This window comes from Escherichia coli (assembly GCF_036503815.1).
Taxonomy (GTDB): domain Bacteria; phylum Pseudomonadota; class Gammaproteobacteria; order Enterobacterales; family Enterobacteriaceae; genus Escherichia; species Escherichia coli_F.
In genome coordinates, this window is sequence record NZ_AP027764.1 from 1,447,938 (window position 1) to 1,469,910 (window position 21,973).

Genomic DNA, 21,973 nt, shown 5'->3' on the forward strand with positions numbered 1-21,973 from the left:
GGTGGCATTACATTAGCTGGCTTTCCTCACCCTCCGCAGAGCGAAAGCTAATACTCACTAACGTGCCGCCACCGGAAGGTTGTGAAAAAGTCAGCGTTCCACCCAGTCGTTCCGCGCGTTCGCGCATAATATTCAGACCATAGTGACCTTCGGGTTCTTTCGGTTCTCCGATGCCAATCCCGTTATCACGGATATAGACTGTGTGATTGCCGTCCGGCGCGGTGACGCAACTGACGGCTATTTCGCTGGCGTTGGCGTGCTTCATCGCATTGAGTACAGCTTCGCGAATAATTTGCAACAAATGCACCTGCATTTGCGCATCCAGCGCCAGTGTTGGCAGACGGCAGTCGAGAGTCAGTTTTGCGCTGGTTTGATTTTGTAACGTATCCAGCATTTCCCGCAACGCGGAGGGAAGATCCGCTTGCTGCAGCGTCAGGCGGAACGTGGTCAACAGCTCGCGTAACTGTCGATAAGCATCATTCAATGCCTGGGAGAAATCGGCCATGATATTTTGTGCGGTGGCGTTATCTTCCGGTATCGAACGTTTAAGTAACGTCAACTGGATACGTAAGTAAGAAAGCACCTGGGCCAGCGAATCATGTAATTCCCGTGCGATGGTGGCACGTTCTTCCATCAACAGTAACTGCTGAAAATGCTTCTGCGCCTGATTAAAGTACAAACCGCGCCCCAGCATCGACGAAACGCTGTTAAGCAGCGGTTCTGATGATGACACGTGGCTATTTTGCCAGTGCAGTTCGCCGTAAACCGTCTCTTGCATCGTTACCGGTAAAATCTGCATCGGCAATTCGGGGTTTGGTTTCCCTTCACTAATCCGCCAGTTTTCACCGACATTCAACTCCAGATATTCAGCCGCTTCATTGTCGCGAACAATCTGCAAAATATGGCGGAAACAATGCACATCTATCTGGCTGGTGTTCAGCGCCTGCGAACACTGATACAACACCTCCAGGCGACGCTTGGCCTCGTGGAGATCACGGGTTTTTTCTTCTACTGACGCTTCCAGCGAACGATACAATTTATGCAGCTCGCTCGACATCTGGTTAAAGGTTTTGGCCAACAGTCCCAGCTCATTGGGCAGACTTGTATCCAGCGGCGGCGAATCGAACTGGCCGTGTTCAATACGCTGACTGGCGGTAACCAGCTGATTCAGCGGGGCAACCACCTGATGGCGTATGCGGCGCAGAGTAAAAAAGACCAGCGTGAAAATACCGATGCCGCCAGCCAGGGAGATCGCCACCACCAGCAGCATTTTGCGTTCGGCGTAGTGCTGTAAAGCCAGCACGAACAGGTCTATCTGATTAACATAATTATTAATATTGGCCTGATACCACGGCAAATCGCCCTTGCTGAGCCGATTATTCATCTCCAGCCAGTTGGCATTCAGATGCGCATAGCGGGTTTTTACTGCCTCTGGCACATACCAGACGTTGAGATTGGTTAACACCGGTGAGTGCAGTGCCTGTTGGAACAGTTGGCGATGCGCATTGAGTTGTGGACTGCCGCTTTGCAAGTCGTAGCCCAGGCGGTAACTCTGCATACGCAACGATCCGGCAATATTGATAGCCTCAGCGTCGCGCAAACTGCTCGCCAGAGTTAGCAGTGCGATACCCGTGGAAAGAATCGACAGCAGCACAATGTAAAAAAAGGCCCGGGCCAAACTGGCCGAGACGGGGCGTTTAACAATCACACGCGTCTTCTCCACATAAAATCATTAATGTTCCAGTTTGCTGAAATGCAATTTAGTCAGTGATGGGATTATTTGATCTGCCACAGTTTATAGCGAAATAGTGACTTATTCTGGGCACATGAACATTGCCGATTCCCCTGTAAGTCGGGTAATAACAACACTCATATAAAGAATAAGGTTTTTACAACCAAAAAAGAAGGTCGTTATGAATCGTTTTATTATGGCCAACAGTCAGCAATGTCTGGGTTGTCATGCTTGTGAAATCGCCTGTGTCATGGCTCACAATGATGAGCAACATGTCCTGAGCCAACACCATTTTCATCCCCGAATTACGGTTATCAAACATCAGCAGCAACGTAGTGCGGTGACCTGTCACCATTGCGAAGATGCGCCCTGTGCCCGTAGTTGCCCTAATGGCGCGATCAGCCATGTTGATGACAGCATTCAGGTCAATCAGCAAAAGTGTATTGGCTGTAAATCCTGCGTGGTTGCTTGTCCATTTGGTACGATGCAAATCGTCCTGACCCCCGTCGCGGCAGGCAAAGTTAAAGCCACGGCGCATAAATGCGACCTTTGTGCTGGTCGCGAAAGCGGTCCTGCCTGTGTCGAGAATTGTCCGGCGGACGCTCTGCAACTGGTCACTGACGCCGCACTCTCCGGCATAGCGAAATCTCGCCGCCTGCGCACCGCACGTCAGGAGCATCAACCGTGGCATGCCAGTACTGGGGCACCAGAAATGCCGGCGATGAGTAAAGTCGAGCAAATGCAGGCAACCCCCGCGCGAGGCGAGCCGGATAAACTGGCGATTGAAGCGCGCAAAACTGGTTTTGATGAAATTTATCTGCCATTTCGCGCCGACCAGGCACAACGGGAAGCCTCGCGTTGCCTGAAGTGCGGCGAGCACAGCGTTTGTGAATGGACCTGCCCTCTGCATAACCACATTCCACAGTGGATAGAGCTGGTGAAAGCCGGAAATATCGACGCCGCCGTCGAGCTTTCTCACCAGACCAACACCCTGCCAGAAATTACCGGACGCGTTTGCCCGCAAGACCGTCTGTGCGAAGGAGCCTGTACCATTCGCGATGAGCACGGAGCGGTAACTATCGGCAACATCGAACGCTACATTTCGGATCAGGCGTTGGCGAAAGGTTGGCGTCCTGACTTAAGCCATGTCACCAAAGTGGATAAGCGGGTGGCGATTATCGGTGCAGGTCCGGCAGGGCTAGCCTGTGCGGATGTTCTGATCCGCAATGGCGTGGAGGTGACGGTGTACGATCGCCATCCAGAAATCGGTGGCCTGCTCACCTTCGGCATTCCTTCTTTCAAACTGGATAAGTCCCTGCTGGCGCGTCGCCGGGAAATCTTCAGCGCGATGGGGATTCACTTCGAACTCAATTGTGAAGTGGGTAAAGATGTCTCTTTGGATTCGCTTTTGGAACAATACGACGCGGTTTTCGTTGGCGTAGGCACTTACCGTTCCATGAAAGCGGGTTTACCTAATGAAGATGCGCCGGGCGTTTATGACGCGCTGCCATTCCTCATCGCCAACACTAAACAGGTGATGGGGCTTGAAGAGTTACCTGAAGAGCCGTTTATCAATACCGCCGGACTTAACGTCGTGGTACTGGGCGGAGGCGACACCGCGATGGACTGTGTGCGTACCGCGCTGCGCCATGGCGCGAGTAACGTCACCTGTGCCTATCGTCGTGATGAAGCTAACATGCCTGGCTCGAAGAAGGAGGTGAAGAACGCCCGCGAAGAGGGGGCAAACTTCGAATTTAACGTCCAGCCGGTGGCGCTTGAGCTGAATGAGCAAGGTCATGTTTGCGGAATTCGTTTCCTGCGTACGCGTCTTGGCGAGCCGGATGCCCAGGGGCGTCGGCGTCCGGTGCCGGTGGAAGGCAGTGAGTTTGTGATGCCAGCTGATGCGGTGATCATGGCATTTGGTTTTAATCCTCATGGTATGCCGTGGTTGGAGTCGCACGGTGTAACGGTGGATAAATGGGGCCGCATCGTAGCGGACGTTGAAAGCCAGTACCGTTACCAGACCACGAATCCGAAAATCTTCGCAGGTGGCGATGCCGTGCGTGGTGCGGATCTGGTGGTTACCGCAATGGCAGAAGGACGTCATGCGGCACAGGGGATCATTGACTGGCTGGGGATAAAATCAGTCAAATCTCACTAATAGCCTGCGCAGACAAATCCGGCTTCACAGCGTAAGATAATTGTTCATTTCGCGCTGTGGAGTCGGTATGACGCAACAAATCACCCTCATTAAAGACAAAATTCTCTCCGATAACTATTTCACCCTGCACAACATAACTTACGATCTCACGCGAAAAGATGGCGAAGTTATCCGCCATAAACGTGAAGTTTATGATCGCGGTAATGGTGCGACGATCCTCCTGTACAACGCGAAGAAAAAGACCGTCGTTCTGATTCGTCAGTTCCGCGTCGCTACCTGGGTTAATGGCAATGACAGCGGGCAGCTGATTGAAACCTGCGCCGGGCTGCTGGATAACGACGAACCGGAAGTGTGTATTCGCAAAGAAGCGATTGAAGAGACGGGGTATGAAGTTGGCGAAGTGCGCAAATTATTTGAACTGTATATGTCGCCAGGCGGTGTGACTGAGCTAATCCACTTTTTTATCGCCGAATACAGTGACAGCCAGCGCGCTAATGCGGGCGGTGGTGTCGAAGATGAAGATATTGAAGTGCTCGAGCTGCCGTTCAGCCGGGCGCTGGAGATGATCAAAAGCGGCGAAATACGTGACGGTAAGACGGTGTTATTGCTTAACTATTTGCAAACATCACATTTAATGGACTGAAAAATAACAATAATATTTCGTTGTTTATTATTGGCTCAATCCGATAAATCCGATTGAGCCGCGCTACCTGCGCAACGAAGATACGACTTGTGCTGTTTGTTTGAACTTCTGGGGTCGTACCGTCCATGCGCTATCGCATTTTTCTTCTCTTTTTTTTCGCTTTATTGCCGACGTCTTTGGTGTGGGCGGCACCAGCGCAACGGGCATTTTCCGACTGGCAGGTCACCTGTAATAATCAAAATTTCTGTGTGGCGCGCAATACGGGCAATCATAATGGACTGGTGATGACCCTGAGCCGCAGCGCCGGGGCGCATACCGATGCCGTTTTACGTATTGAGCGCGGCGGGTTGAAGTCGCCGGATGCGTCAGAAGGGGAGATAGCGCCACGGCTGCTGTTAGATGGCGAGCCGTTGGCGTTAAGTGGTGACAAGTGGCGGATTTCACCATGGTTATTAGTAACCGATGATACGGCAACCATCACCGCGTTTTTGCAGATGATTCAGGAAGGGAAGGCGATCACCTTACGCGACGGCAATCAGACCATTTCTCTGAGTGGCTTAAAAGCGGCGTTGTTGTTTATTGATGCCCAGCAAAAGCGCCTTGGCAGTGAAACTGCGTGGATTAAGAAAGGGGACGAACCGCCGCTCAGCGTACCGCCAGCGCCTGCGCTAAAAGAGGTCGCGGTAGTGAACCCGACGCCGACCCCACTTTCTCGTGAAGAACGTAACGATTTGCTGGATTACGGTAACTGGCGGATGAATGGTCTGCGCTGTTCGCTTGATCCGTTGCGTCGTGAAGTGAATGTGACTGCGCTGACCGACGATAAAGCGTTGATGATGATTAGCTGTGAAGCAGGCGCGTATAACACCATTGATCTTGCGTGGATTGTGTCGCGTAAAAAGCCACTGGCCTCGCGCCCGGTACGGTTGCGTTTGCCGTTCAACAACGGTCAGGAGACCAATGAACTGGAACTGATGAACGCAACATTCGATGAAAAATCGCGTGAACTGGTGACCTTAGCGAAAGGGCGAGGATTAAGCGATTGTGGCATTCAGGCGCGCTGGCGCTTTGACGGTCAGCGTTTTCGCCTGGTGCGTTACGCTGCAGAACCTACCTGCGATAACTGGCATGGACCAGACGCCTGGCCCACGTTGTGGATCACCCGTTAAACATAATAGCGGGAACATGTCAGCCTGATAAGACGCGTCAGGCCGGATAAGACGCGGTAGGCCGGATAAGACGCGTCAGCGTCGCATCCGGCAATCAGCATCCGGCGATCACCATCAGGCACCTTTCACACCCAGTACCTTATGCGCTTTTGCCACAATATTCTCGGCGGTAAAGCCAAAGAACGGGAACAGCTTATCCGCAGGAGCAGATTCCCCATAACCCGTCATCCCGACAATTGCCCCTTTCAGACCAACATATTTGTACCAGTAATCGGCGATGCCTGCTTCCACCGCCACGCGAGCCGCAACGTTAGAAGGCAACACCGACTCACGATATTCCTCATCCTGGGCGTCGAAAATATCGGTCGAGGGCAGGGAAACCACGCGTACATTGCGACCTTCTCCCGCTAATTTCTCTGCCGCTTGCAGGGTGATTTCCATCTCTGAACCAGTGGCAATCAAAATAATATCCGGCTTGCCGCCGCTGTCTTTCAACACATAACCACCGCGGGCAATCTCTTTTACCTGATCTGGCGTACGTTCCACCTGGGCCAGATTCTGCCTTGAGAGGATAAGCGCCGTCGGCCCGTTGTGACGCTCGACCGCCAGCTTCCAGCCCACCGCAGCTTCCACCTGATCACACGGTCGCCAGGTGCTAAAATTCGGCGTCAAGCGCAGACTGGCCAGTTGCTCAACGGCCTGGTGGGTCGGACCATCTTCCCCTAAGCCAATTGAGTCGTGGGTATAAACCATAATCTGCCGCGCTTTCATCAGTGCCGCCATCCGCGCGGCGTTACGAGCGTATTCAACAAACATCAGGAACGTCGCGGTATACGGCACGAAGCCGCCGTGGTGCGCAATGCCATTGGCGATAGCGGTCATACCAAATTCACGCACCCCGTAGTGAATATAGTTGCCCGCCGGATCTTCCTTCAGCGATACAGAACCTTTCCAGATGGTGAGGTTACTGGGAGCCAGATCCGCCGAACCGCCAAGCAGTTCAGGCAGCATTGGCCCGTAAGCGTTAAGCGTATTTTGCGAAGCCTTACGGGTAGCGATCTTCGCAGGATTCGCCTGCAACTCATTGATATATTTCTGCGTCGTTTTCTCCCAGTCTTTCGGTAAACCACCGCTCATCCGGCGAGTAAACTCTTCTGCCAGTTGCGGATGAGCCTTTTTATACGCGGCAAACTTCTCATTCCATCTCTGCTGCGCTTTTTCGCCTTTTTCGCGGGCATCCCAGGCGTGATAAATCTCTTTGGGGATCTCAAATGGCGGATGGTGCCAGCCCAGTTTCTGTCGAGCCAGCGCCACCTCTTCTTCACCCAGCGGTGCGCCGTGCGCCTCTTCTTTACCTGCTTTATTCGGTGAACCAAAGCCAATCACCGTACGGCAGATAATCAGCGATGGCTTATCTTTTACGCTTTGCGCTTCAAGAATCGCTTCCTTCACCGCCTGCGGATCGTGACCGTCGATTTCATGGATCACATGCCAGTGATAGGCTTCAAAACGTTTTGCCGTATCGTCGGTAAACCAGCCTTCGGTTTCACCGTCGATGGAAATACCATTGTGATCGTAAAAACCAATCAGCTTGCCCAGCCCCAGCGTGCCCGCCAGCGAACAGACTTCGTGAGAAATACCTTCCATCAGGCAGCCGTCGCCCATAAACACATAGGTGAAGTGATCGATAATTTCATGATCCGGCTGGTTAAACTGCGCCGCTAGTGTACGTTCTGCTATCGCCAGTCCGACCGCGTTCGCCAAACCTTGTCCAAGTGGACCGGTGGTGGTTTCAACACCAGGCGTATAGCCAATCTCCGGGTGACCAGGGGTTTTCGAATGCAACTGACGGAAGTTCTTCAGCTCTTCCAGCGGCAGGTCGTAACCGGTCAGATGAAGCAAACTGTAGAGCAGCATCGACGCGTGACCGTTAGAGAGAATAAAGCGGTCGCGATCATACCAGGTTGGATCGGTGGGGTTATGTTTAAGAAAATCGTTCCACAGCACTTCGGCAATATCGGCCATGCCCATCGGCGCGCCGGGATGACCAGAATTGGCTTTTTGTACCGCATCCATACTGAGCGCGCGAATCGCATTGGCAAGGTCTTTTCGGGACATATAACACTCCGTGGCTGGTTTATAGTTTGACGGCAAGAAGATCTTCCAGTTTGCGTTGATCAACGGCGAACAGGCGGATGCCTTCAGAGAGTTTTTCTACCGCCATTGCATCCTGATTGTGCTCCCAACGGAACTCCGCTTCGCTCATCGGGGCTGGGCGTGGGAACGTCTGAGAAGGTGGGATTAATTTACGCACTACTGGAGAAACTTTTTCCTGCAGCTCCTTCAGCAAATTCGGCGCAATAGTCAGTCGATCGCAGCCGGTTAAGGCGAGGATTTGTTCGGTGCGACGGAAGCTCGCGCCCATTACAATGGTTTCGTAGTGGTGTTGCTTATAGTAGTCGTAGATATTGCGCACTGACTTAACGCCCGGATCTTCTTCCACCACATACGGGTCCATCGGCTTACGCGCCTGATACCAGTCATAAATACGCCCGACAAACGGCGAAATCAGAAAAACGCCTGCTTCTGCACAGGCCCGCGCCTGAGCAAAAGAAAACAGTAGCGTCAGGTTGCAGTTAATACCTTCTTTTTCCAGTTCTTCTGCCGCGCGAATTCCTTCCCAGGTTGAAGCCAGCTTGATCAGAATACGTGATTTCTCAACGCCTTGTTGCTGATACAAGTCCACCAAATGGCGCGCCTTCTCAATACTTTTTTCTTTATCAAAAGAGAGGCGTGCATCAACTTCTGTTGACACGCGACCGGGTACGATTTTGAGAATTTCAGTACCGAAATTGACCGCCAGTTTGTCACATGCAGCGACCACCTGTTGTTCCTGGGTCTTGCCATTTTTTTTACCCCAGGCGATAGCATCGTCTATTAAATGCTCATATTGTGATAATCCGGCAGCCTTGAGTAACAGCGAAGGATTGGTGGTGGCATCCTGGGGATGATAATGGCGAATGGACTCAATATCGCCACTGTCTGCCACGACAGTGGTGAACTGTTTGATGCCGTCTAACTCGTTCATAGGAAATACTCCTTGAAAAGTAAAGTGTTAGATGAGTGCGTTAATTCACACTTCTGAGAAATTTCGCTAAACGCATCAAAAAAGCATAGCAGACAGGCATGGTATTGCTGGATTAAGCAGGTAACATCAGTGTTATAGGATTATTACCAAAACATTATGTTAATGGTGAGAGTTTGGACTTGCTCAAAGTCTGTAGACTCCGGCAAGGTAATAATGTGCGCCACGTTGTGGGCAAGGCTGTTGCTCACACACTTTATTTGTGAACGTTACGTGAAAGGAACAACCAAATGGATGACCAGTTAAAACAAAGTGCACTTGATTTCCATGAATTTCCAGTTCCAGGGAAAATCCAGGTTTCTCCAACCAAGCCTCTGGCAACGCAGCGCGATCTGGCGCTGGCCTACTCACCAGGCGTTGCCGCACCTTGTCTTGAAATCGAAAAAGACCCGTTAAAAGCCTACAAATATACCGCTCGTGGTAACCTGGTGGCGGTGATCTCTAACGGTACGGCGGTGCTGGGGTTAGGCAACATTGGCGCGCTGGCAGGCAAACCGGTGATGGAAGGCAAGGGCGTTCTGTTTAAGAAATTCGCCGGGATTGATGTATTTGACATTGAAGTTGATGAACTTGACCCGGACAAATTTATTGAAGTCGTCGCTGCGCTCGAACCGACCTTCGGCGGCATCAACCTCGAAGACATTAAAGCGCCAGAATGTTTCTATATTGAACAGAAACTGCGCGAGCGGATGAATATTCCAGTATTCCACGACGATCAGCACGGCACGGCAATTATCAGCACTGCAGCCATCCTCAACGGATTGCGCGTGGTGGAGAAAAACATCTCCGACGTGCGGATGGTGGTTTCCGGCGCGGGTGCAGCAGCAATTGCCTGTATGAACCTGCTGGTGGCGCTGGGGCTGCAAAAACATAACATCGTGGTTTGTGATTCAAAAGGCGTTATCTATCAGGGCCGTGAGCCAAATATGGCGGAAACCAAAGCCGCATATGCGGTGGTGGATGACGGCAAACGTACCCTCGATGATGTGATTGAAGGCGCGGATATTTTCCTGGGCTGTTCCGGCCCGAAAGTGCTGACCCAGGAAATGGTTAAGAAAATGGCTCGTGCGCCGATGATCCTGGCGCTTGCAAACCCGGAACCAGAAATTCTGCCGCCGCTGGCGAAAGAAGTGCGTCCGGATGCCATCATCTGTACCGGCCGTTCCGACTACCCGAACCAGGTTAATAACGTGCTTTGCTTCCCGTTCATCTTCCGTGGCGCGTTGGACGTTGGTGCAACAGCTATCAACGAGGAAATGAAACTGGCGGCGGTACGCGCGATTGCAGAACTGGCCCATGCGGAACAGAGTGAAGTGGTGGCTTCAGCTTATGGCGATCAGGATCTGAGCTTTGGTCCGGAATACATCATTCCAAAACCGTTTGATCCGCGTTTGATCGTTAAGATCGCTCCTGCGGTCGCTAAAGCGGCGATGGAGTCGGGCGTGGCGACGCGTCCGATTGCTGATTTCGACGTCTACATCGACAAGCTGACTGAGTTCGTTTACAAAACCAACCTGTTTATGAAGCCGATTTTCTCCCAGGCCCGCAAAGCGCCGAAGCGCGTTGTTTTACCGGAAGGGGAAGAGGCACGCGTTCTGCATGCTACTCAGGAACTGGTGACGCTGGGACTGGCGAAACCGATCCTTATCGGTCGTCCGAACGTGATCGAAATGCGCATTCAAAAACTGGGCTTGCAGATCAAAGCGGGCGTTGATTTTGAGATCGTCAATAACGAATCCGATCCGCGTTTTAAAGAATACTGGACCGAATACTTCCAGATCATGAAGCGCCGTGGTGTAACTCAGGAGCAGGCACAGCGGGCACTGATCAGTAACCCGACAGTGATCGGCGCGATCATGGTTCAGCGTGGCGAAGCCGATGCAATGATTTGCGGTACGGTGGGCGATTATCATGAACACTTCAGCGTGGTGAAAAATGTCTTTGGTTATCGCGATGGCGTTCACACCGCAGGCGCAATGAACGCGCTGCTATTGCCGAGTGGTAACACTTTTATTGCCGATACCTACGTCAATGACGAGCCAGACGCAGAAGAGTTGGCGGAGATCACCTTGATGGCGGCAGAAACTGTTCGTCGTTTTGGTATTGAGCCGCGTGTGGCTCTGTTGTCACACTCCAACTTTGGTTCTTCTGACTGCCCGTCGTCGAGCAAAATGCGTCAAGCGCTGGAACTGGTCAGGGAGCGTGCGCCAGAACTGATGATTGATGGTGAAATGCACGGCGATGCAGCGCTGGTGGAAGCGATTCGCAGCGATCGTATGCCGGACAGCCCTTTGAAAGGTTCCGCCAATATTCTGGTGATGCCGAACATGGAAGCTGCCCGTATTAGTTACAACTTACTGCGCGTTTCCAGCTCGGAAGGTGTGACTGTCGGTCCGGTGCTGATGGGTGTGGCGAAACCGGTTCACGTGTTAACACCAATCGCATCCGTACGTCGTATCGTCAACATGGTGGCGCTGGCCGTGGTTGAAGCGCAAACCCAACCGCTGTAATTCATTCTTAACTCTCACGCTTACCCTGAATATTCAGGGTAAGCGGTTTTACTGCAATATATTAGTAAAGCTTATTACTAAGTTTTCGAGTAATAAAAAAGCAGCATATAAACTATCTCGATATTATTTTATTTATATTCATGCGTTGCATATGAAAGTTTATGCATCACAGTAAATATCTCTCCATTCTTAGTGATCTACCTCACCTTTTAAACGCGCTTGCCGAATTTTGTTATTTACTCTGACGAAAAATTGTCACGATACATGCAAGTTTTTCACAGGCGGCGACTCATGGATAAAGAACGCATCATTCAGGAATTTGTGCCCGGCAAACAGGTCACACTGGCGCATCTCATCGCGCATCCCGGCGAGGAACTGGCGAAGAAAATCGGCGTTCCGGATGCGGGCGCAATCGGCATTATGACGCTAACTCCCGGCGAAACGGCGATGATCGCCGGTGATTTAGCGCTGAAAGCTGCCGATGTGCATATCGGTTTCCTCGACCGTTTTAGCGGCGCACTGGTGATTTATGGTTCGGTGGGCGCAGTAGAAGAAGCGTTATCACAAACCGTCAGCGGTTTAGGACGCTTATTAAATTATACGCTGTGTGAAATGACCAAAAGTTAATACGAGGCATTCATGAAACGAATTGCGTTTGTGGGTGCCGTCGGGGCAGGAAAAACAACGTTATTTTATGCGTTACAGGGGAATTATACCCTCGCAAGAAAAACACAGGCTGTGGAATTTAATGATAAGGGTGATATTGATACGCCGGGTGAATATTTTAGCCATCCCCGCTGGTATCACGCCTTAATTACCACGCTACAGGATGTGGACATGCTGATTTATGTCCACGGCGCGAATGACCCGGAAAGCCGATTGCCTGCCGGGTTGCTGGATATTGGTGCCAGCAAACGGCAAATCGCCGTCATCAGTAAAACGGACATGCCGGATGCTGACGTCGCAGCAACGCGAAAGTTATTGCTTGAAACTGGTTTTGAAGAGCCGATTTTCGAGCTAAACAGCCACGACCCGCAAAGCGTGCAGCAACTGGTGGATTATCTGGCATCTCTCACCGAACAGGAGGAAGCAGGTGAAAAAACTCATCACAGCGAATGATATTCGTGAAGCACACGCGCGCGGCGAACAGGCAATGTCCGTGGTTCTGCGCGCCAGCATTATTACCCCGGAAGCGCGAGAAGTAGCGGATCTGTTGGGTTTTACCATCACCGAATGCGAGGAATCGACGCCAGCAACGGTATCTGTGCCCGTAGAGAAAACCGAAAGCCAGCGCATCCGCGAAACCATCATTGCCCAGCTGCCGGAAGGCCAGTTTACCGAAAGCCTGGTCGCGCAGCTGATGGAAAAAGTGATGAAGGAAAAACAGTCGCTGGAGCAGGGCGCAATGCAGCCGAGCTTCAAATCGGTGACCGGCAAAGGCGGCATCAAAGTGATTGATGGCAGTAGCGTCAAGTTTGGTCGTTTCGACGGCGCAGAGCCGCATTGTGTGGGCTTGACTGATCTTGTGACCGGAGACGACGGCAGCAGCATGGCCGCCGGTTTTATGCAGTGGGAGAACGCCTTCTTCCCGTGGACCCTGAACTACGACGAAATCGACATGGTGCTGGAAGGGGAGCTGCATGTTCGCCACGAAGGCGAAACCATGATCGCCAAAGCAGGCGACGTGATGTTTATCCCGAAAGGCTCCAGCATCGAATTTGGTACGACATCCAGCGTGAAATTCCTGTATGTCGCCTGGCCGGCTAACTGGCAATCCCTATGAAAGATTTCATCACCGAAGCATGGCTAAGAGCGAACCATACGCTCAGCGAAGGCGCAGAGATCCATCTCCCTGCGGACAGTCGCCTGACGCCCTCTGCCCGGGAGTTGCTGGAAAGCCGCCATCTGCGCATCAAGTTTATTGACGAGCAGGGCCGCCTGTTTGTTGACGATGAACAGCAGCAGCCGCAGCCCGTTCACGGGCTGACCAGTAGCGATGAACATCCGCAGGCGTGCTGCGAACTGTGCCGCCAGCCGGTGGCAAAAAAGCCGGACACGCTGACTCACCTGTCGGCGGAAAAAATGGTCGCCAAAAGCGATCCGCGCCTCGGTTTTCGCGCGGTTCTCGACAGCACCATTGCGCTGGCAGTGTGGCTGCAAATTGAACTGGCAGAACCGTGGCAGCCGTGGCTGGCGGACATCCGCTCGCGTCTTGGCAACATTATGCGCGCCGATGCGCTGGGGGAACCGCTGGGCGAACAAGCGATTGTCGGGCTTTCTGACGAAGATCTGCATCGGCTTTCTCATCAGCCGCTGCGCTATCTCGACCACGATCATCTGGTGCCGGAAGCCAGCCACGGACGCGATGCGGCGTTGCTCAATCTGCTACGCACCAAAGTGCGGGAAACCGAAATCGTAGCGGCGCAGGTGTTTATCACCCGCAGTTTTGAAGTATTACGCCCGGACATCTTGCAGGCGCTGAACCGCCTTTCCAGCACGGTTTACGTGATGATGATTTTGAGCGTAACGAAGCAGCCGCTAACGGTGAAGCAGATCCAACAACGACTGGGGGAAACGCAATGATTATTGAACGTTGTCGTGAACTGGCGTTGCGAGCGCCCGCCAGAGTGGTTTTTCCTGATGCGTTAGACCAACGCGTGCTGAAAGCCGCGCAATATCTGTATCAACAAAGTCTGGCGACGCCCGTTCTTATCGCCAATCCGTTTGAACTTCGCCAGTTTGCGCTCAGCCACGGCGTGGCGATGGACGGGCTACTGGTGATTGATCCTCATAGCAACCTCGCAATGCGGGAAGAATTTGCTGACCGCTGGCAGGCCCGTGCGGGAGATAAAACGCCGTCGGATGCGCTGGAAAAACTTACCGATCCACTAATGTTCGCCGCTGCGATGGTTAGCGCTGGTAAAGCGGATGTCTGTATTGCAGGCAACCTCTCTTCAACGGCAAATGTACTACGTGCCGGATTACGCGTTATTGGCTTGCAGCCTGGCTGTAAAACGCTCTCCTCCATTTTCCTGATGCTGCCACAGTACAGCGGTCCAGCGTTGGGCTTTGCCGATTGCAGCGTAGTGCCACAGCCGACGGCGGCACAACTGGCGGATATCGCGCTTGCCAGCGCCGAAACCTGGCGAGCCATCACCGGAGAAGAGCCGCGCGTGGCGATGTTGTCGTTCTCCAGTAACGGCAGCGCCCGTCACCCCTGCGTTGCCAACGTGCAGCAAGCGACAGAAATCGTCCGTGAGCGCGCACCGCAGCTGGTCGTCGATGGCGAGTTGCAGTTTGACGCCGCCTTTGTGCCAGAAGTGGCGGCGCAAAAAGCGCCAGCCAGCCCGCTACAGGGCAAAGCCAATGTGATGGTTTTTCCGTCGCTGGAGGCGGGAAATATTGGCTACAAAATCGCACAACGACTTGGCGGATATCGTGCCGTCGGGCCATTGATACAAGGACTTGCCGCGCCGATGCACGATCTCTCTCGTGGTTGTAGCGTGCAGGAAATTATCGAGCTGGCGCTGGTGGCAGCTGTGCCGCGTCAGACAAATGTGAACCGCGAAAGCAGTTTACACACACTGGTTGAATGAACGGTCCCGTTCTGGACCCCTATAAAGAGGAAAACACAATGGAAGCATTAGGAATGATCGAAACCCGGGGCCTGGTTGCACTGATTGAGGCTTCTGATGCGATGGTGAAAGCTGCGCGCGTCAAACTGGTTGGTGTTAAGCAGATTGGCGGCGGCCTGTGTACTGCCATGGTTCGCGGTGATGTTGCAGCCTGTAAAGCCGCGACCGATGCCGGTGCCGCAGCGGCACAGCGTATCGGTGAACTGGTATCCGTACATGTTATTCCGCGTCCGCACGGCGATCTGGAAGAGGTCTTCCCGATCGGCCTGAAAGGCGATAGCAGCAACCTGTAATCACCCTGTGTGACGTCGATCCGGGCGTCACGCTCTCTCCTTTTTCTTTTACCTTCCGCGGAGGGTAGGGGGAGTTTTTACCTGAAATACGCCACGGAGGCGGGTATGAAACTGGCAGTCGTCACAGGACAAATTGTTTGTACCGTACGCCATCACGGACTGGCGCATGACAAATTGCTGATGGTGGAAATGATTGATCCACAAGGTAATCCTGATGGGCAATGTGCTGTCGCCATCGACAATATTGGCGCGGGAACCGGGGAGTGGGTGTTGCTGGTGAGTGGCAGTTCCGCCCGCCAGGCGCATAAAAGCGAAACGTCACCGGTCGATCTGTGCGTGATTGGCATCGTCGATGAGGTGGTGTCTGGCGGTCAGGTAATTTTCCACAAATAAGGCAGAACATCATGAATCAACAGGATATTGAACAGGTGGTGAAAGCGGTACTGCTGAAAATGCAAAGCAGTGACACGTCGCCCGCCGCCGTTCATGAGATGGGCGTTTTTGCTTCCCTGGATGACGCCGTTGCGGCGGCCAAAATTGCCCAGCAAGGGTTAAAAAGCGTGGCAATGCGCCAGTTAGCCATTGCTGCTATTCGTGAAGCAGGCGAAAAACACGCCAGAGATTTAGCAGAACTTGCCGTCAGTGAAACGGGTATGGGCCGCGTAGAAGATAAATTTGCCAAAAACGTCGCTCAGGCACGCGGTACGCCAGGCGTTGAGTGCCTCTCTCCACAGGTGCTGACGGGTGACAACGGCCTGACCCTAATTGAAAACGCGCCCTGGGGCGTGGTGGCTTCGGTGACGCCTTCCACTAACCCGGCGGCAACCGTAATTAATAACGCCATCAGCCTGATTGCCGCGGGCAACAGCGTCATTTTTGCCCCGCATCCAGCGGCGAAACAAGTCTCCCAACGGGCTATTACGTTGCTCAACCAGGCGATTGTTGCCGCAGGCGGGCCGGAAAACTTACTGGTTACTGTGGCCAATCCGGATATCGAAACCGCGCAACGTTTGTTCAAGTTCCCGGGTATCGGCCTGCTGGTGGTGACCGGCGGCGAAGCGGTAGTGGAAGCGGCGCGTAAACACACCAATAAACGTCTGATTGCCGCAGGCGCTGGCAACCCACCGGTAGTGGTGGATGAAACCGCCGACCTCGCCCGTGCCGCTCAGTCCATCGTCAAAGGCGCTTCTTTCGATAACAACATCATTTGTGCCGACGAAAAGGTACTGATTGTTGTTGATAGCGTAGCCGATGAACTAATGCGTCTGATGGAAGGCCAGCAAGCGGTGAAACTGACCGCAGAACAGGCACAGCAGTTACAACCGGTGTTGCTGAAAAATATTGATGAGCGCGGAAAAGGCACCGTCAGCCGTGACTGGGTGGGTCGCGATGCCGCGAAAATCGCGGCGGCAATCGGCCTGAACGTGCCGCAAGAAACGCGCTTGCTGTTTGTAGAAACCCCCGCAGAACATCCGTTTGCCGTGACCGAACTGATGATGCCAGTGCTGCCGGTCGTGCGCGTCGCCAACGTGGCGGATGCCATTGCGCTGGCGGTGAAACTGGAAGGCGGTTGCCACCACACGGCGGCAATGCACTCGCGCAATATCGAGAACATGAACCAAATGGCGAACGCCATTGATACCAGTATTTTCGTTAAGAACGGACCGTGCATTGCCGGGCTGGGGCTGGGCGGGGAAGGCTGGACCACGATGACCATCACCACGCCAACCGGTGAAGGGGTAACCAGCGCGCGTACGTTTGTCCGTCTGCGTCGCTGTGTATTAGTCGATGCGTTTCGCATTGTTTAAGGAGTAACCGATGGCGCACGACGAACAATGGCTCACCCCGCGTCTGCAAACGGCGGCAACGCTGTGTAACCAGACGCCTGCCGCGACGGAATCTCCGCTGTGGCTGGGGGTAGATCTGGGCACCTGCGATGTGGTGTCGATGGTTGTCGACGGCGACGGTCAGCCGGTGGCGGTATGTCTCGACTGGGCCGATGTGGTCCGCGACGGCATCGTCTGGGATTTCTTCGGTGCTGTCACCATTGTTCGTCGCCATCTCGATACCCTCGAGCAGCAATTTGGTCGCCGTTTTAGCCGTGCGGCGACTTCATTTCCACCAGGTACGGATCCGCGTATTTCCATCAATGTGCTGGAGTCTGCCGGGCTGGAAGTGAGCCATGTGCTGGATGAGCCAACCGCAGTCGCGGATCTGCTGCAACTGGACAACGCCGGTGTAGTGGATATTGGCGGCGGCACTACCGGAATTGCCATCGTGAAAAAGGGCAAGGTGACTTATTCAGCGGATGAAGCGACCGGCGGACATCACATTTCTCTGACTCTCGCCGGAAATCGCCGTATTTCGCTGGAAGAGGCAGAGCAGTACAAGCGCGGTCACGGTGACGAGATTTGGCCTGCGGTGAAGCCGGTGTACGAAAAAATGGCGGACATTGTTGCCCGACATATTGAAGGGCAGGGCATTACTGATTTATGGCTGGCGGGCGGTTCCTGTATGCAACCGGGCGTGGCGGAGCTGTTTCGCAAACAATTCCCGGCGTTACAGGTGTATTTACCGCAGCACAGTTTGTTTATGACCCCGCTGGCGATCGCCAGTAGCGGGCGAGAGAAAGCGGAGGGACTATATGCAAAATGAATTGCAGACCGCGCTCTTTCAGGCGTTCGATACCCTGAATCTGCAACGGGTAAAAACATTCAGCGTTCCACCGATGACGCTTTGCGGTCCGGGCGCGGTGAGCAGTTGCGGACAGCAAGTACAAACGCGTGGGCTGAAACATCTGTTCGTGATGGCAGACAGCTTTTTGCATCAGGCGGGGATGACCGCCGGGCTGACGCGCAGTCTGGCAGTAAAAGGCATCGCCATGACTCTCTGGCCGTGTCCGGTGGGCGAACCGTGCATCACTGACGTGTGTGCAGCCGTGGCGCAGTTGCGTGAATCAGGCTGTGATGGGGTGATCGCGTTTGGCGGTGGCTCGGTGCTGGATGCGGCAAAAGCCGTGGCGTTGCTGGTAACGAATCCCGATAGCACGCTGGCAGAAATGTCAGAAACCAGCGTTCTGCAACCGCGCCTGCCGTTGATTGCCATTCCAACTACCGCCGGAACCGGCTCTGAAACCACCAACGTAACGGTGATTATCGACGCGGTGAGCGGGCGCAAGCAGGTGTTAGCCCATGCCTCGCTGATGCCGGATGTGGCGATTCTCGACGCCGCGCTGACCGAAGGCGTGCCGTCGCATGTCACGGCGATGACCGGTATCGACGCGTTAACCCATGCTATTGAAGCGTACAGCGCGCTGAACGCTACACCGTTTACAGACAGCCTGGCGATTGGCGCAATTGCGATGATTGGTAAATCACTGCCGAAAGCAGTGGGCTACGGTCATGACCTTGCCGCGCGCGAGAGTATGTTGCTCGCATCATGCATGGCGGGAATGGCGTTTTCCAGTGCGGGGCTTGGGTTATGTCACGCGATGGCGCATCAGCCGGGGGCGGCGCTGCATATTCCGCACGGACTGGCGAACGCCATGCTGCTGCCCACGGTGATGGAGTTTAACCGGATGGTCTGTCGCGAACGGTTTAGTCAGATTGGTCGGGCGCTGCGAACTAAAAAATCCGACGATCGTGACGCTATTAACGCGGTAAGTGAGCTGATTGCGGAAGTCGGGATTGGTAAACGACTGGGCGATGTTGGTGCGGCATCTGCGCATTACGGCGCATGGGCGCAGGCCGCGCTGGAAGATATTTGTCTGCGCAGCAACCCGCGTACCGCCAGCCTGGAGCAGATTGTCGGCTTGTACGCAGCGGCGCAATAAATGCCGGATGCGACGCCTGTCGCGTCTTATCCGACCTGGGGGATTGCACATGTAGGGCGGATAAGGCGTTCACGCCGCATCCGCCAATGGCGCGGTGCAAGTGCCGGATGCGACGCTTGCCGCGTCTTATCCGGCCTACGGGATTGCACATGTAGGGCGGATAAGGCGTTTACGCCGCATCCGCCAATAAATAACAACTAACAGGGAGTAAAGGCGATGGGAATTAACGAAATCATCATGTACATCATGATGTTCTTTATGCTGATAGCTGCCGTAGACAGGATCCTGTCGCAGTTCGGCGGTTCTGCTCGTTTCCTCGGTAAGTTCGGTAAAAGTATCGAAGGATCAGGCGGTCAGTTCGAAGAAGGCTTTATGGCAATGGGCGCTCTGGGTCTGGCGATGGTCGGTATGACCGCGCTGGCACCGGTACTGGCTCACGTACTCGGGCCGGTAATTATCCCGGTTTACGAAATGCTCGGCGCAAACCCGTCAATGTTCGCCGGAACGCTGCTGGCGTGCGATATGGGCGGCTTCTTCCTCGCCAAAGAGCTGGCGGGCGGCGACGTAGCAGCGTGGCTATACTCTGGGTTAATTCTCGGGTCGATGATGGGGCCAACGATTGTGTTTTCCATTCCGGTGGCGCTCGGCATTATCGAACCTTCTGACCGTCGTTATCTGGCGCTCGGCGTGCTGGCGGGCATTGTGACCATTCCGATTGGCTGTATTGCCGGTGGTCTGGTGGCTATGTACTCCGGTGTGCAGATCAACGGTCAGCCGGTGGAATTCACCTTTGCCCTGATCCTGATGAACATGATCCCGGTACTTATCGTCGCGGTACTGGTGGCGCTGGGGCTGAAATTCATCCCGGAAAAAATGATCAACGGCTTCCAGATCTTCGCCAAATTCCTCGTTGCATTGATCACCCTCGGTCTTGCTGCCGCGGTAGTGAAATTCCTCCTTGGCTGGGAACTGATCCCCGGTCTTGATCCGATCTTTATGGCCCCTGGCGATAAACCCGGTGAAGTGATGCGCGCCATTGAAGTTATCGGTTCTATCTCCTGCGTGCTGTTAGGGGCGTATCCGATGGTGCTGCTGCTGACACGCTGGTTTGAAAAACCGCTGATGAGCGTCGGTAAAGTGCTGAATATGAACAATATCGCGGCAGCTGGCATGGTGGCAACGCTTGCTAACAACATCCCGATGTTCGGCATGATGAAGCAGATGGATACCCGCGGCAAAGTGATCAACTGTGCCTTCGCCGTTTCCGCTGCTTTCGCCCTGGGTGACCACTTAGGCTTCGCCGCTGCCAACATGAACGCCATGATCTTCCCGATGATTGTCGGCAAGTTGATCGGCGGCGTAACGGCGATTGGCGTGGCGATGATGCTGGTGCCAAAAGAAGACGCGACCGCGGCTAAAACCGAAGCGGAGGCACAATCGTGAACACTCGCCAGCTACTGAGCGTCGGTATCGATATCGGCACTACCACCACCCAGGTGATCTTCTCCCACTTGGAGCTGGTTAACCGTGCGGCGGTGTCGCAGGTGCCGCGCTACGAATTCATCAAACGCGAAATTAGCTGGCAAAGCCCGGTGTTCTTTACCCCTGTCGATAAACAGGGCGGTTTAAAAGAAGCGGAACTGAAATCCTTAATCCTCGAGCAATATCAGGCTGCGGGCATTGCGCCGGAAAGCGTTGATTCTGGTGCCATCATCATCACCGGTGAAAGCGCGAAAACCCGCAATGCTCGCCCGGCGGTGATGACGCTCTCCCAGTCGCTTGGCGATTTTGTCGTCGCCAGCGCCGGGCCGCATCTCGAATCCGTGATCGCCGGTCACGGTGCCGGGGCGCAAACCCTTTCTGAACAACGGCTGTGTCGGGTACTGAATATCGATATTGGCGGTGGCACCGCGAACTACGCTCTGTTCGATGCCGGAAAAATCAGCGGCACCGCTTGCCTCAACGTCGGCGGTCGCCTGCTGGAAACCGACAGCCAGGGGCGCGTGGTTTACGCTCATAAACCGGGGCAGATGATAGTGGATGAGTGCTTCGGTGCAGGCACTGACGCCCGTTCGCTGACCGGCGCGCAGCTGGTGCAGGTTACCCGGCGGATGGCGGAACTGATTGTCGAAGTGATTGACGGAACGCTCTCGCCGCTCGCGCAGGCATTGATGCAAACCGGTTTGCTGCCCGCAGGTGTTACGCCCGAAATCATTACGCTTTCTGGCGGCGTGGGCGAATGTTATCGCCACCAGCCCGCCGACCCGTTCTGTTTTGCCGATATTGGCCCGCTTCTGGCAACGGCGCTGCATGACCATCCGCGCCTGCGTGAGATGAACGTGCAGTTTCCGGCGCAAACCGTACGCGCCACGGTGATTGGCGCGGGCGCACATACCCTTTCGCTCTCTGGCAGCACAATCTGGCTGGAGGGCGTACAACTGCCGCTGCGCAATTTGCCGGTGGCGATCCCAATTGATGAAACGGATCTGGTGAGTGCCTGGCAACAGGCGCTGATTCAGCTGGATCTTTGCCCCAAAACTGACGCGTACGTGCTGGCGCTTCCCGCCTCGCTGCCTGTGCGTTACGCCGCGGTACTGACGGTCATCAACGCGCTGGTCGATTTCGTCGCGCGTTTTCCGAATCCGCATCCCCTGCTGGTGGTGGCCGGGCAGGACTTTGGTAAAGCTCTGGGCATGTTGTTGCGCCCACAGCTACAACAACTCCCGTTGGCAGTCATTGACGAAGTGATTGTCCGCGCGGGGGACTATATCGACATTGGTACGCCTCTTTTTGGCGGATCGGTTGTGCCGGTGACGGTGAAATCACTCGCATTTCCTTCCTGAGGGAACGACT

The 21,973-nt window shown here is 54.1% G+C and carries 19 protein-coding genes; 16 read left to right on the plus strand and 3 right to left on the minus strand.

All coding sequences use genetic code 11. From position 1 onward, the window contains the following. Positions 1–7: 7 nt before the first annotated feature. Positions 8–1,708 (minus strand): nitrate/nitrite two-component system sensor histidine kinase NarQ, encoded by a 1,701-nt coding sequence (gene narQ, locus AABJ99_RS06960; RefSeq protein WP_001353046.1) that lies wholly within the window; start codon positions 1,706–1,708, stop codon positions 8–10. A 205-nt stretch (positions 1,709–1,913) separates the two neighbouring features. Between narQ and aegA the strand changes: the two genes are divergently transcribed. From aegA to ypfG, 3 genes are all read left to right on the plus strand, one after another. Beyond that, on the plus strand, positions 1,914–3,893 hold the full coding sequence (aegA, locus tag AABJ99_RS06965; protein ID WP_039020944.1) for a formate-dependent uric acid utilization protein AegA: 1,980 nt from the start codon (positions 1,914–1,916) through the stop codon (positions 3,891–3,893). Between the two features lie 67 nt (positions 3,894–3,960). After that, positions 3,961–4,536 carry a GDP-mannose pyrophosphatase NudK gene (nudK, locus tag AABJ99_RS06970; protein ID WP_032184855.1) on the plus strand — a complete coding sequence of 192 codons (576 nt, stop codon included), beginning with the start codon at positions 3,961–3,963 and terminating at the stop codon, positions 4,534–4,536. A 125-nt stretch (positions 4,537–4,661) separates the two neighbouring features. Next, the gene (gene ypfG / locus AABJ99_RS06975) at positions 4,662–5,705 is read left to right on the plus strand and encodes a DUF1176 domain-containing protein (protein ID WP_039020943.1); all 1,044 of its coding nucleotides are present in this window, start codon (positions 4,662–4,664) and stop codon (positions 5,703–5,705) included. A gap of 114 nt (positions 5,706–5,819) precedes the next feature. Here ypfG and tkt read toward each other — a convergent pair whose 3' ends face one another. Next, a complete protein-coding gene (tkt, locus tag AABJ99_RS06980; protein WP_039020942.1) occupies positions 5,820–7,823 on the minus strand; it encodes a transketolase in 2,004 nt (667 codons plus the stop codon). Between the two features lie 19 nt (positions 7,824–7,842). Continuing rightward, a complete protein-coding gene (gene tal, locus AABJ99_RS06985; RefSeq protein ID WP_001003725.1) occupies positions 7,843–8,793 on the minus strand; it encodes a transaldolase in 951 nt (316 codons plus the stop codon). 287 nt (positions 8,794–9,080) lie between these two features. Here tal and maeB point away from each other — a divergent pair, with 287 nt between their 5' ends. From maeB to eutA, 13 genes are all read left to right on the plus strand, one after another. Next, positions 9,081–11,360, plus strand: a complete 2,280-nt coding sequence (gene maeB / locus AABJ99_RS06990) for an NADP-dependent oxaloacetate-decarboxylating malate dehydrogenase (protein WP_000342645.1) — start codon at positions 9,081–9,083, stop codon at positions 11,358–11,360. Positions 11,361–11,651: 291 nt separating this feature from the next. Next, positions 11,652–11,987: an ethanolamine utilization microcompartment protein EutS gene (gene eutS / locus AABJ99_RS06995; protein ID WP_000356956.1), complete on the plus strand. Its 336-nt coding sequence runs from the start codon at positions 11,652–11,654 to the stop codon at positions 11,985–11,987. Between the two features lie 12 nt (positions 11,988–11,999). Continuing rightward, positions 12,000–12,479 (plus strand): ethanolamine utilization acetate kinase EutP, encoded by a 480-nt coding sequence (gene eutP, locus AABJ99_RS07000; RefSeq protein WP_039020941.1) that lies wholly within the window; start codon positions 12,000–12,002, stop codon positions 12,477–12,479. Next, positions 12,454–13,143, plus strand: a complete 690-nt coding sequence (gene eutQ, locus AABJ99_RS07005) for an ethanolamine utilization acetate kinase EutQ (protein ID WP_039020940.1) — start codon at positions 12,454–12,456, stop codon at positions 13,141–13,143. Before eutP ends, eutQ begins: the two co-directional genes overlap by 26 nt. Then, positions 13,140–13,943, plus strand: a complete 804-nt coding sequence (gene eutT / locus AABJ99_RS07010; protein ID WP_039020939.1) for an ethanolamine utilization cob(I)yrinic acid a,c-diamide adenosyltransferase EutT — start codon at positions 13,140–13,142, stop codon at positions 13,941–13,943. Before eutQ ends, eutT begins: the two co-directional genes overlap by 4 nt. Continuing rightward, positions 13,940–14,956, plus strand: a complete 1,017-nt coding sequence (gene pta / locus AABJ99_RS07015) for a phosphate acetyltransferase (protein WP_039020938.1) — start codon at positions 13,940–13,942, stop codon at positions 14,954–14,956. Before eutT ends, pta begins: the two co-directional genes overlap by 4 nt. A 38-nt stretch (positions 14,957–14,994) precedes the next feature. Continuing rightward, positions 14,995–15,288, plus strand: a complete 294-nt coding sequence (gene eutM, locus AABJ99_RS07020) for an ethanolamine utilization microcompartment protein EutM (protein ID WP_000387713.1) — start codon at positions 14,995–14,997, stop codon at positions 15,286–15,288. 105 nt (positions 15,289–15,393) lie between these two features. Further along, the gene (gene eutN, locus AABJ99_RS07025; RefSeq protein WP_000762196.1) at positions 15,394–15,681 is read left to right on the plus strand and encodes an ethanolamine utilization microcompartment protein EutN; all 288 of its coding nucleotides are present in this window, start codon (positions 15,394–15,396) and stop codon (positions 15,679–15,681) included. An 11-nt stretch (positions 15,682–15,692) separates the two neighbouring features. Further along, positions 15,693–17,096, plus strand: a complete 1,404-nt coding sequence (eutE, locus tag AABJ99_RS07030; RefSeq protein ID WP_039020937.1) for an aldehyde dehydrogenase family protein — start codon at positions 15,693–15,695, stop codon at positions 17,094–17,096. 10 nt (positions 17,097–17,106) lie between these two features. Continuing rightward, positions 17,107–17,943, plus strand: coding sequence for an ethanolamine utilization protein EutJ (eutJ, locus tag AABJ99_RS07035; RefSeq protein WP_039020936.1), 837 nt, complete (start codon positions 17,107–17,109; stop codon positions 17,941–17,943). Beyond that, on the plus strand, positions 17,933–19,120 hold the full coding sequence (eutG, locus tag AABJ99_RS07040; protein WP_039020935.1) for an ethanolamine utilization ethanol dehydrogenase EutG: 1,188 nt from the start codon (positions 17,933–17,935) through the stop codon (positions 19,118–19,120). Before eutJ ends, eutG begins: the two co-directional genes overlap by 11 nt. A 216-nt stretch (positions 19,121–19,336) precedes the next feature. Beyond that, a complete protein-coding gene (gene eutH, locus AABJ99_RS07045; RefSeq protein WP_000512386.1) occupies positions 19,337–20,563 on the plus strand; it encodes an ethanolamine utilization protein EutH in 1,227 nt (408 codons plus the stop codon). Further along, positions 20,560–21,963 carry an ethanolamine ammonia-lyase reactivating factor EutA gene (eutA, locus tag AABJ99_RS07050; RefSeq protein WP_032184843.1) on the plus strand — a complete coding sequence of 468 codons (1,404 nt, stop codon included), beginning with the start codon at positions 20,560–20,562 and terminating at the stop codon, positions 21,961–21,963. Before eutH ends, eutA begins: the two co-directional genes overlap by 4 nt. Positions 21,964–21,973: the final 10 nt, after the last annotated feature.